This is a genomic window from Paraburkholderia sp. D15, assembly GCF_029910215.1.
Lineage (GTDB): Bacteria > Pseudomonadota > Gammaproteobacteria > Burkholderiales > Burkholderiaceae > Paraburkholderia.
Map to the genome: position 1 here is coordinate 1,495,640 of NZ_CP110396.1, position 13,040 is coordinate 1,508,679.

5 protein-coding genes are annotated in these 13,040 nt (G+C 64.0%); all 5 read right to left on the reverse strand.

All coding sequences use genetic code 11. From position 1 onward, the window contains the following. Positions 1–168 precede the first annotated feature (168 nt). Positions 169–1,263, reverse strand: coding sequence for a hypothetical protein (locus tag LFL96_RS26615; protein WP_281003685.1), 1,095 nt, complete (start codon positions 1,261–1,263; stop codon positions 169–171). After that, positions 1,260–1,829 carry a hypothetical protein gene (locus LFL96_RS26620; protein WP_281003686.1) on the reverse strand — a complete coding sequence of 190 codons (570 nt, stop codon included), beginning with the start codon at positions 1,827–1,829 and terminating at the stop codon, positions 1,260–1,262. The genes LFL96_RS26615 and LFL96_RS26620 overlap by 4 nt, the downstream gene beginning before the upstream one ends. A 12-nt stretch (positions 1,830–1,841) precedes the next feature. Beyond that, entirely contained in the window at positions 1,842–2,450 is a 609-nt protein-coding gene (locus LFL96_RS26625) for a response regulator transcription factor (protein WP_281003687.1), read from the reverse strand. A gap of 237 nt (positions 2,451–2,687) precedes the next feature. Beyond that, positions 2,688–3,836, reverse strand: coding sequence for an OmpA family protein (locus tag LFL96_RS26630; protein ID WP_281003688.1), 1,149 nt, complete (start codon positions 3,834–3,836; stop codon positions 2,688–2,690). 97 nt (positions 3,837–3,933) lie between these two features. Further along, a complete protein-coding gene (locus tag LFL96_RS26635) occupies positions 3,934–13,038 on the reverse strand; it encodes a YadA-like family protein (RefSeq protein WP_281003689.1) in 9,105 nt (3,034 codons plus the stop codon). Positions 13,039–13,040 lie beyond the last annotated feature (2 nt).

Here is a 13,040-nt window from a genome sequence, read left to right on the forward strand (position 1 = left end):
ACAGCCAGGCTGTTTGCAGGGGCTGCGTCCTGTGGAGGACGCAGCCGACTTTAGAAGCCCGACCGTTGGTCGGGCTTTTTTTATGGGCGCGGTTTGCGTTGCGGGTGTGTTGGGGTGTCGCGTGGGTGCGTTGTTTCGTGCGCAACGCTTTACCGGGACGTGGCGGATTTACGGTGGACCATTCCTCGCCTGGAAAGCGCCGGGATTGTCTGTGATGCGGCGTTGGGACATGCTGGCGTTCCAGTCGGTGTTGTTGTTTGTGGTGGCTGTGGTGGCTGTGGTGGTCCGTGCGGGGGCCTGCGCAGCAACTGGTGCGATACCTGGTGCGGCGGCTCGCGTGACGACGTTGGCGCTGCGCTGCCGCGCGGCCCAGTCGAGAAGCGCTGCGCGCTCGGCCGAATCGCCGACCGGCGGCAATGGGGATATAAGCGCAGTCCATTCCGGTTGCGCCGATACGGACGGCCGCGTGAGGGACGGAATGGCTCGGATCGCCGCAAGACGCTTGTCGACTTGCGCCTGGCTCAAGCGCCCGACGTGCGAACGTTGAGCCGGCTGCGCGAGCTGAAGGGGTTTAGCGGGTCGAGGCGGCTTCTCAACGTTGCTTCGCGAATCACGGACAGCCGGAGTCGGCTCGGCATGCCGAACCGACTGCTGTGCGGAGCGTGCGAAATGTGCAACGCGTGCGCGCGGCAGTGCAGGCTCCGTGGATTCGGTGGACGGCGTGGTTTGCGCGCTTTGAGCCAGTTCGAGAACTTGCGTGGGCTTGCTTCCAGGCACACTAGAACCGTCCGATGGCGCCACAGGCGCACGTGCAGTCGCCACCATCTTCCCCTTGCCGTCTGGACGCGTTGTGCACGTCGCTAACAACCAGGCTAGCGCGATGCTGCACCCAAGAAAAATGACCGCCCCGACGACATGATCTGCACGCGACGAGCGCGGACGCGCCCTCGCCGAATCGAGGTATCGACGTGCCTCCGCCAACTGCGCGTCGAAACGATTGGCATGAGCATGCTGCACCGGCAGCTTATAGAGAAAGACATGCTTCGCATTACGAGCGACTGAAATCTGTTGCGCCGGAAGCGCGCCCCGTTCCATCGCGCTTTGTAGCGACCGTTGCAGATTGCTGGATACGACGGCCCGAGGCTCATGGCGTTCAGCCGCCTGCCCGGGTTTTCTCAAACCGAACGGCGGCGGCAACCCACTGAGCAACCGGGCATTCGGCAGCGCCAGATCGCCTTGAATCAAGGCTAGAGGTCGATTCATCGCAAGGTATTCCCCAATGCGGGAGGCGTGGTTTCCAGTTGCATGATCAGAGTCCGCGCACGCGCCGCGAGCATGTCGATGGCGCCGTGGTCATGCGCGTGCGGGTTCGCGCTGAAATAGCGCAACGCTTCCATCAGGCTGCACGCGCCGACCAGGCCAACGGCACCGCTCAGTCGATGCAGCAAGCCGCGCAAGCGCTCTGTCTCGCCGTCGCGACACAACGCGCTGAGTTGGGCGATATCGTCCTCCATGGCGTGCCGCCAGTTGACGAGAAACGTGTCGAGATCGATGCCCTCCTCCGCAAGCGCCTCCAGATAACGTGGTTCGAGCGATTCGAACGACGCTTTCTCCACCGCGCCGAACGCGGACGATTGTTCTGCTTCTACCGTCTTGACTGCTCCGACGTCTACTTCTTCCACCATTTCGCAGCGACTCGCCCACACGTTGACAGCGTATTGCTCTTTCCCGGCCCTTCGTCTCAGGAAGTTCCAGGAGAAATACCACCCGGCCGGCGTCGCACAGCGATACGCAGTCGCGCTGGATTTCCACGAGTTCGAATGATTCACGGTTCGCACCACTCAGTCGATCAGCTTGTGCAACGTAGCGAATTCGATCAGTGCCGCTAGCGACGACAGGCCAAGTTTTTCCTGAATTCTGCTTTTGTATGTGCTGACTGTTTTGTCGCTCAGGCACAGGCGACCGGCGATTTCCCGGTTGCTTACGCCCCGCGCCAGGTGCTGCAACACCTCGACCTCGCGCGCCGACAGCGCGCTCAATCCACCTGGCGTTGTGGAGTCGGTCGTGTCGACCGGGAAGCAGTCGTAGCCAAACAGGATGGTCTTCAGCGCTGTGATCAATTCGCTGATGTCGCGCGCCTTGCTGACGTAGCCATTCGCGCCGGCATTGCGCGTGTAATTGGCCATGACGTGCTCCGGCTTGGCCGACAGCACGAGAATGCGCGTTGCGACGTTCTGGGCGCGAATGCGCCGGATCATGGACAACCCGTCGAGTCTCGGTAAATCGAGGTCGAGAATGACGAGGTCAGGATGTTCTTTCAGGATCATGGCGAGGCCATCTTCGCCGTCACCACACTCGCCGGCGAGTTCCAGCTCTGGATCGGCCCGCAGCACGTCGGCTATCGTCCCCCTGATGATTGGATGATCGTCAATAATCGCAATTCTCTTCATTGACAGCTCCATTTTCGTGATGACCAATGGGCGCAACACGGAATTGCAATTAGCCCAACGTGAAATCGGAACAAATACTAACAATATTCCCGCACCGCTTCTTCTGGATAACGAAGCGATATTTCACAAATGGTTGACAGATTTTTCTCGCGAGAATCTACAAAACTCCTACACGTGCGTTCGTTGTCTTGAAGATGGCATGACCTCGCCATGACACAGCGAGGCCATGCCTTTGCATCAATGCGGTGGCTGTGACTGAGCCTGCGGTTGCGGTTGTGTTTGCGATTGTGCCGACGGTTGAACCGGCCCCTGCGTCTTCGTGGGCTGGCCCGGCGTTGGCGAAGCGCTACGCGCAAATTCCAGTTCGACGCGCCGGTTCGGCGCCAGACAATCGATCAACGCCTGACGATCGCGGTCGTTACATTGCACCACCGGATCTTCCTTGCCGTGGCCCCGCGCGGCGATCGGCGTCTTGACGCCGCCGCCTTGCAGGTACCGCTTGACGGTCTCGGCCCGTTTCGCCGACAACTGGCGGTTATAGCCGTCGCTGCCCAACCGGTCCGTGTAGCCTTCGACGCGAATCGCGGTCACGTCGTCCGCCTGCTTCAGATCGCGAACCAGTTGATCGAGCTTGTCCTTGCCTGTCGGCAGCATGCCGGCCAGATCGCCGCGATCGAACCTGAAGGTGGCGTCGGCCTGCAGCGTCATCTTCTGCGGGATCGGCGACGCAACCGGCGCGACTGGCGGCGGCGTACACGCTTCGAGCGCGGCGCCGATAGCCGGCATGCCTTTCTCGACGCCGTCCACCAGCCGCTGACTTTCACTGAAGTCACGCGTCCACGCCTCGTGACCGGCATGGATCAGCTCGACTTCCGAGCACGCGGTCAACCGCTGCGCCTCCTGGCACTGCGGGAATAACGGCGAGGTCTTCGCGGCCAGGATTTGCTGCCATAGATCGGGCCGCACGATCGCCGCGGTCCGCAGCTCGGGATTGTCGGCGGACAAACCCTGACTGGTTTCCAGCGCGGTGGTCAGCGTGTTGGCCTGAACCAGCGCTTCCTCGATGAACCCCCAGCCGTCGTGACTGGCGCGTTCGTCACGCGCGGCATTCAGCCAGCACTGCGCCTTGTCGCCGAAATAGTTGTTCTTGCGATCGCCCAACGCATTCAGGCGCGTCTGCACGCTGGCCAGCATCGCGCCATTCCTGATCCCGCCATACGTCGCGATCCATTGCGGCGTGACCGCGCCGGCCGCCTGGCTCTGCGTCGCCTTGAAGCCAGTCTGCAACACCGTCGGGTCCTGAATCTGCAGGCGTTCGCGCGTTGGCGACGACGCACACCCGCCAAGCACCGCGGCAAGCGCGATGCCAATTAACGAATACTTCATGTCTGTTTCTCATGGAAAGAGGGTCGCACGGGAGCTTCCCGTGCGACCCAGACAGCTAACGCCTCGAGCGTCCAATCAAAGGCCGGAAGGCCCCTGTTTAGTTGCCGAGGACAATGCCGATACCAGCGCGAACGATGGTGCTATTGCCGCCGGAGGAAGACACGCCCAGGTTGTAGTTGATCGTGCCCTTCTCGTTCCAGCGCGACACGCCCAGGCCGACGGCCTGGAAGCCACGGTAGTTGGCAATGCCCGCGTTGATCGTGGTGCGACCCGGCAGATACGGTGTGACGATGTTCAACGCCGAAGCCGAAGCGATACCCTTGGCCGCATTGCGATCGACGTTGTTGATCGACGTGTTCACGCTGCCGAGCGCGTTGTTCAACTGACCGAGATTGACCGCGTCGGTGGCCTGCGTACCGGCGGCGACGTTGGTGATCTGACGCGTCGAGCCGGCGGAACCCACCGATACCGAGTTGTCGCGATCCGTCGTCGAGTTCGCGCCCAACGCGACCGCGTTGGCGTTCGGCGCCGTGGCACCCATGCCCATCGCGACCGAGTTGTCGCCCGCCGTCACGGTGTTCTTGCCGATGGCGATGGAGGCCGCGCCGGTGGCCGCCGCGCCGTTGCCGATCGCGATGGCATCCGTGCCCGAGGCCACCGCCGCCGTGCCGCCGGACGGTGCGTTGATGTTCACGTACGTCGTGTCGCCCGCGCCGCCGTTCGACAGGTTGTTCACCTGGCTCTGAAGGCTCGAGAACTGCGAGTAGTTGACCGCATCCGTCGCGTTGGCGCCGGCTGCCACGTTCGTCAACGTGACCGGCGTCGTGGCGCCCACACCGCCCAGTGTCACCTGACTGCGCGTGGAGTCGTCGTAGGCGACGCCGTTTGCCGTGCCGCCGCTGCCCGCGTTCTGCGCGACGTACGACTGCATCTGACCGAAGTTGACGGCGTCGGTCAGATCCGTGCCCGCGGCCACATTCTTCAACTGGGTCGGCGCGCCGCCCGCGTTGAAGGTCAGCGTGGTACGCGTCGAGTCGTCGTAGGAGACGAACGAGTTGATCACGTTGCCCGCCGTGTCGACCTTCAGGCCTGCTTCCTTCAATTGCTTGAGGTTCACGGCCTGGTCGTCGCTGGTCGCGGCCGCGACGTTGGCGATCGTTACCGGCGTGCCGGCATTGCCCAGCGTCAGCATGTCGTGCGCGGAGGTGTCGTACACCACGCCGTTCACCGAACCGGTGGTCGCCTTGGCATCCACTGCCGCGAGCGCCGAGCCGACGTCGTTGAACGTGTTGCCGCCGAGCGTGTAGGTCGGCTTCGAGATCTGGCCGCTGGTGTTCACCGTCGCGCCGCCGCCCAACGCGGCCGCGGTGCTGCTCGCCACGTTGTACAACTGCGCGCCGTTGACCGCGTCGCGGCTGTTCGACGTGAGCTGACCTGGCGCCACGTTCGTCAGCAGGACCGGCGTGCCGGTATTGCCCAGCGTCAGCTTGTCGTGCAGCGATGTGTCGTACTTGACGGCATCCGGCGAACCGCCGCTACCGCCGGTGGAAGCCGCGGCAACCAGCGCCGCGCCCACGTCGTTGTACGTGGTGCCGTTCAGCGTATAGCTCGGCTTCGAGACCTTGCCGTCGCTGCCCACCGTCGAACCGCCGCCCAACGCGGCCGCTGCGCTGCTGGCCGTGTTGTACAACTGCGCGCCGTTGATCGCGTCCTTGCTGCTCGACGTGATCTGGCCAGCGGCGAGATTCGTCAGCGCGACCGGGGTGGTCGACCCGACGCCACCAAGCGTGATCTTGCTCTTCGTCGTGTCGTCGTAGGCGACGAACGCGTTCGTCACGTTGCCGCTCGTGCCGATCGTCGCGCCCATGGCCTTCAGCTGCTCGACGTTGACCGCGTCGTTATTGGCCACGCCGTCGGCGACGTTGGCGATCCGCACCGGCGCGTCCGCGCTGCCGAGCGTGATCGACGTATGCGCCGACGTGTCATAGACGACAGCGTTCGGTGCACCGCCGCCGGCGACATTAGCGATCGCGGCCGACATCTGACCGAGGTTCACCGCGTCGGTATTCTGCGTACCAGCCGCGACGTTGGTGATCTGGCTGGCCTGCTTGCTGTTACCCACCGATACCGTGTTGGCACGGTCAGCCACCGCGCCGTAACCGATCGCCACGCTGTTGGCCGCGCTGACCGACGAATTCATACCGAACGACATACCGTTCGTCGCGGTGGGCGCAACATACGCGGCGTAGCCCATGGCGATCGCCCCGGCGGCCGTCGCGTTCGTATTGCTGCCCAAGGCAAGCGCGTTCATGGCCGTGGAACGGGCCATATAGCCGATCGACACCGAATTGTCGGACATCATCCCCACCGTTGCATTCGCACCGATCGACGTCGAATTGATCGACCCCGATCCCGCGTACGAACCGACCGTCGTCGACCCCGCGCTGCCGGCAATGGAACCCGCACCGACCGTCAATGCCCCGACGCCGGTTGCACTCGCCATCGGTCCGATCGCCATCGCATTCAGATCGTTCGATGCCGTCGTGAAACCGCCGCCCGTGACGACCGAGCTCACCTTGATGTAATCGGTCACCGGCGCCGCCGCGCCCAGCAGCATCGACTTCACGCCGTTGACCTGCGACGTGTTCTGCACCAGTTGCTTTTGCAGATCGCTCAACTGCGCCATGGTCACGGCGTCGTTCGCATCCAGACCATTGGCGACGTGCGTGATCCGCATTTCCGCGCCACGTGCGCCGACGGAGACGGTGTTCGGTGCGTCCGTCGTCGCATTCACGCCGATCGCCGTCGAATTCTCGTATCGCGCGCTGGAACCCGCGCCGATGGCCAGCGCACGGTCGCCCGTCGCCATCGCGTTGCCGCCGATCGCGATCGCTTCCGCACCGCTCGCCTGCGCCGCGCCCGCCGTCGACACCACCTTCACGTACTTGAGGTTGGTCGCGTAGTTCACGTTGATCTGGTCGAGCTGCCCGTCGACGGCATCCAGTGCGGAGCCGACGTCGTGGTAAGTCGTGCCGCCGATGTCGAACGATGGTGCCGACAACGTGCCGTTCGTCTGCACCGTCTGGCCGCCTCCCATCGCCGCCGCGATCGACGCCGCCGTGCCGTAGAGCTGCGAACCGTTCACGGCATCGTTACTCGTCGACGCGACCTTGCCTGCCGCGACGTTGGTCAACGCGACCGGCGCGGTCGAGCCAGTACCACCGAACGTGACCTTGTTGCGCGTCGAATCGTCGTACGACACGAAGCTGTTCGTCACGACACCGCTGCTGTCGATATTCGCGCCCATCGCCTTCAACTGCGCGAGGTTGACTGCATCGTTTGCGTTGGTACCGTTCGCCACGTTGATCAACTGACGCTCCGAACCCGCCGCGCCGATCGACACCGCATTCGACCGGTTCGCCACCGAGTTGGAACCCAGAGCCACCGAGTTGGTGCCGGATGCATTCGCCGCACCGCCGATCGCCACCGCATTCGTGCCCGTTGCCGACGAGTCGGTCAGCGTCGAATTCACGTGGAAATACTTGATGCCGCCGCCGTTGACGACGATGTTGTTGACCGTGTTGGTCAAATTCACCACGTTGCCCGCGACGTTCGCGACGTTCGCGTTGGTCGAATACAACTGCGAGCCGTTGACCGCGTCCGTGCTCGACGCCGACAGCGTAGCCGCTGCCAGCTTCGTGAGCTTCGTTCCGTTGGCGCCCTTCAGGGTGATGGAATCCTGGGTCGTGTCGTCATAGGCAACGAAGCTGTTCGTCACGTTGCCGCTGGTGTCGACGTTCACGCCCATCTGCTTGAGCTGCCCGAGATTGACCGCGTCCGAACTCGCCACGCCGGCGGCCACGTTAGTCAACGTCACGGCCTTGGTCGAGCCTGTGCCGCCGAACGTTACCTTGCCTTTGGTCGTGTCGTCGTACGCGACGAAGCTGTTCGTCACCACGCCGCTGCTGTTGACGTTCGCGCCCATCGCCTGAAGCTGCGACAGGTTCACCGCGTCCGTGCCGTTCGTCGCGTTGGCCACGTTGATCAACTGACGCTCCGAGCCGGATGCGCCGATCGACACCGCGTTCGCCCTGGTGGCAGTCGAATTCGCGCCCAATGCGACGGAGTTCGTCGCGCTGGCGCTCGCACCCGAGCCAAGCGCCGTGCTGGATTTGCCGGCAGCCGCGGACTGCGTACCGACCGCCACCGCGTTGGCGCCGCTAGCCGTGGTTTGCCAGCCCAGCGCCGTGCTTGCCATACCGGTCGCGTTCGAACCGACACCCACCGCGACGTTGTCGTTCTGCGAAGCGTTCGCGCCTGCGCCAAGCGCGATCGAGTCGAGGCCGGCAGCCGATGTATCCGCCGTGCTCTCGTCCGACAAGGCACCAAAGGCAAGGTACTTCATGCTATTGCCGTTGGCGATGTTGTTCACCGTGTTGGTGAGGTTCGTCACGTTCTGGTTCGTCGCATACAACTGCGAACCGTTAACGGCATCCTTGCTTGTTGCCGACAGCGCACCCGCCGTCAGATTCGTGATTTTCGTGCCCGTCGAACCCTTCAGCGTGATCGCATCCAGCGTCGTGTCGTCATACGCGACGAAGCTGTTCGTCACCGTGCCGCTCGTGCCGATGGTCGCACCCATGGCCTGCAACTGCGCCACGTTCACCGCATCGTTGTTTGCGATACCGTTGGCTACGTTCGACAGCGTCACCGCCTTGGTCGCACCGACGCCACCGAACGTTACCTTGCCTTTGGTCGTGTCGTCGTACGCGACGAAGCTATTCGTCACCACGCCGCTGCTGTTGACGTTCGCGCCCATCGCCTGAAGCTGCGACAGGTTCACCGCGTCCGTACCATTCGTCGCGTTGGCCACGTTGATCAGCTGACGCTCCGAACCCGCCGAGCCGATCGACACCGCATTCGCGCGGCTTGCCAGCGAGTTCGAACCCAGCGCCACCGAATTGGCCGCCGTCGCGCTCGCCGCGCCGCCGATCGCCACCGCGTTCGTGCCCGTCGCCGACGAATCGGCCAACGTCGAGTTCGCATGGAAATACTTGATGCCGCCACCGTTGACGACGATGTTGTTGACCGTGTTGGTCACGTTCGTCACGTTGCCGGCAAGGTTCGCGACGTTCGCGTTGGTCGAATACAGTTGCGAGCCGTTGATCGCGTCCGTGCTCGTTGCCGAGACCGTGCCGGCGGCCAGATTCGTGATCTTCGTGCCGGTGCCGGCAGCGCCTTTCAGCGTAATCAGGCTACGCGCCGAGTCGTCATACGCGACGAAGCTGTTCGTCACCGTGCCGCTCGTACCGATCGTTGCGCCCATGGCCTGCAATTGCGCCACGTTCACCGCGTCGTTGTTCGCCACACCGTTGGCCACATTCGACAGCGTCACCGCTTTCGTCGCGCCCACACCGCCGAACGTTACCTTGCCCTTGGTCGTGTCGTCGTACGCGACGAAGCTGTTCGTCACCACGCCACTGCTGTTGACGTTTGCGCCCATCGCCTGAAGCTGCGACAGGTTGACCGCGTCCGTGCCGTTCGTCGCGTTGGCCACGTTGATCAGCTGACGCTCCGAACCCGCCGAGCCGATCGACACCGCGTTCGCGCGGCTTGCCAGCGAGTTCGAACCCAGCGCCACGGAATTGGCCGCCGTCGCGCTCGCCGCGCCGCCGATCGCCACCGCGTTCGTGCCCGTCGCCGACGAATCGGCCAACGTCGAGTTCGCATGGAAATACTTGATGCCGCCACCGTTGACGACGATGTTGTTGACCGTGTTGGTCACGTTCGTCACGTTGCCGGTAAGGTTCGCGACGTTCGCGTTGGTCGAATACAGTTGCGAGCCGTTGATAGCGTCCGTGCTCGTTGCCGAGACCGTGCCGGCGGCCAGATTCGTGATCTTCGTGCCGGTGCCGGCAGCGCCTTTCAGCGTAATCAGGCTACGCGTTGAGTCGTCATACGCGACGAAGCTGTTCGTCACCACGCCGCTCGTTCCGATGGTCGCGCCCATGGCCTGCAACTGCGCCACGTTCACCGCATCGTTGTTCGCCACACCGTTGGCCACATTCGACAGCGTCACCGGCGCCGTCGCGCCCGTCCCGCCCAAGGTCACCTTGCTATGCGACGTGTTGTCGTACTGCACGGAATTGGCCGAGCCGCTGGCCGTCGCCGCGGCGATCGCCGAACCGACATCGTTATAGTCTTCACCACCAACCGTGAAAGTGGGTGCCGTGATGGTGCCGTTCGAGCTGATCGCCGCACCGCCGCCAATCGCCGAAATCACGCCTGACAACTGCTTGACGTTGACCGCGTCCGTATTGGAAGTACCTGCGGCCACGTAAGTGATCTGATTTTGCTTGCTCGAGCTACCTACCGATACCGCGTTGGTACGGTCCGCGACGGCGTTGTAGCCGATCGCCACGCCGTTCACGGCGCTGACCGACGAGTTCATGCCGAGCGCCATACCATTGGTCGCCGTCGAGTTGATGAAGGCGCCATAGCCGATCGCGACCGAACCGGTTCCCGTCGCGCTGGCGAAGCCGCCCATGGCAAGCGCGTTGCTCGAGCTGGCACGCGAGTTATAGCCGATGACCACCGAGTTGTTGGAAAACGCGCCGACGGTTGCCCCGGCGCCGATCGCGGTCGAGTTCAGCGACGCGGAGCCCGCGCCCGAGCCGACCGAGGTCGAATAGCCGCCGCCCGCCGACGAACCCGCACCGACACTCAGCGCGTTGGTCGCGGTGGCTGCGGCTGCCGGACCGATCGCCATCGCGTTCATATCGCTCGATGCGGACGTGGACGTGCCGCCGACGACGTTCGGACTCACTGCAATGTAGTTGGTCACGGGCACGACCGCGCCGAGCAGCATCGATTTCACGCCGCCGCTTTGCGGCGTGCCTTGCACGAGTTGCGACTGCAACGCGTTGAGTTGAGCGATGGTTGCCGCGTCGGTGTCGTTGATGCCGTTCGCGATGTGCGTGATGCGCTTTTCCGTGCCGCGTCCGCCGAACGAAACGGTATTCGCGCTGTCCGCCACGGCGTTCACGCCGATCGCCACCGCATTGGCGAAACCCGCGCTCGCACCCGCACCGATTGCCAGTGCACGGTCGCCGGTTGCCATCGCTGCGCCGCCGATCGCGATCGACTCGGCGCCGCTTGCCATGGCTGCGTTCGCCGCCGAGATGACCTTCACGTATTTCGCCGCGCCGACCAGGTCGCCTGCCGCGGAGTTGAGTGCATCGAGGGCGTCGCCGACGTTGCCGTACGTGGTGCCGCTGATCTTGTAGCCCGGCGCGACGATCGTGCCGTCTGCATTGACCGTTGCACCGGCGCCCAGCGCCGACGCCAGGCCGCTGGCCGCGTTGTACAACTGGCCGCCGTTGACTGCGTCCCTGCTGCCCGACACGATCTGGCCCGGCGCGACGTTCGTGAGCGCGACCGGCGCCGACGCCGACGCACCACCCAGCGTCAGTTTGTCGTGGACCGACGTGTCGTAGATCACCGCGTCGGGCGATCCGCCGCTACCGATCGACGCGTTGGAGATCGCCGCGTTCATCTGGCCAAGGTTGACCGCGTCGGTGTCGCCGGTTGCCACGGCCACGTTGGTGATCTGCCGCTCGGCGCCGCTCGAACCCACGGACACCGTGTTCGCGCGATCGGCCAGCGCATTCGAGCCGAGCGCCACCGAGTTTTTCGCCTGTGCGACGGCAAGACCGCCGATCGCGACCGATTCCTCGCCCACCGCCGACGAATCGGCCAGCGCGGAATTGGCGTGGAAATACTTGACGCCGCGCTTATAGATTTCCGTACCGATCTGGCCGACGTTGTCCGCGAGGTCGTGCAGGTTCTGGTTCGTCTGATACAACTGGCCGCCGTTCACCGCGTCGGTGCTGGCGAGCGACGAAATATCACCGGCCGCGACATGAGTCAGCTTGACCGCCGCGCTGCCGTTCACGCCGCCGAGCGTCACCGCATCGCGCGCGGAACTGTCGTACGTCACGACCAGCGGATTGCCCGCAATGCCGTTATTCACGATGTTGTTGACCACGTTCGTCACGTTGGCCAGATTGTTCGACACGATCGTCACGCTATTGGCTACGTTCGCGACGTTCTGGTTCGTCGAATACAACTGCGAACCGTTGACCGCATCCGTGCTCCACGACGACGAAGCGTCGCCGGCCTTCAGATTCGTGATCAGCGTGCCCTTCGTGCCCTTGAGCGTGATCTGCGCGGAAGTCGAATTGTCGTAGGTCACGGCATTGGCCGGCACCACGCCGCTACCGCCGCTCACGCTGGCAATCGCCGCGTTCAACTGGTCGAGGTTGACCGCATCCGTGCCGGCGGCGCCCGCGGTCAAGTTGGTGATCTGCCGCGTGTATTGCGATTTGCCGTCCGACGACAGATAGCCGACCGACACCGAGTCGTTACGGCTTGCCACCGAGTTCGCGCCGAGCGCGACGGAGTTGGACACCAAGGCCACCGCGTTCGCACCATAGGCACTCGAGTTCGCGCCGATCGCCTTCGACGACGGACCGGAAGCCACCGAGCTCGCGCCCCTCGCCTGCGCATCGGTCGACGCATCGCCCGACGGCGAATTGGCATTGAAGTAACGCGTGTACTGGTAAAGCTGGTTGCCGTTCACGGCATCCGCGCTACCCGACGACACGTTGCCGTTCGCCAGCGAGCTGATCTTGTTGCCGTTCATATTGACGGCATCGAGCATCGAGATGCCGCCTTTGCCCTGCAACTCGAGCAGACCGCTGTCGTAGCCCGTGACGCGCGCCGTGATGGCATCGCTCGCGTAACCCCAGGAGCCGTTGTCCGCCGCCGCGTTGTTCAGCGAGAACGACATGCCGCTGCCGGATTGCGTCGGCGCGGTGCAGTTCATGAAGCCCACGGCGCTCGACAACGGCCCCCACGAGGAACCCAGGCCGCCCACGCCCGCCGGACACAGTTCGAGCCCACCGTTGCCGGTGGTCGCCTGCGCCGCGGCGGTGCCCGGCAGCATGGCCGCGCCGATCGCCATCGCGATCGGCATCAGCGCCAGCCTGAAAGGATTTGCCGAACGAGATCCGGCATCGCTGCCGGACAGGATCGCGCGGGAGGACGAAACGCCGCCACCGCTATATGTCCTGGCAGTCTCGGGCGCGGCAACCCACGTTCCCGATGCGTCGTTCCAGACGCTGATATACGACTTGTTCATAA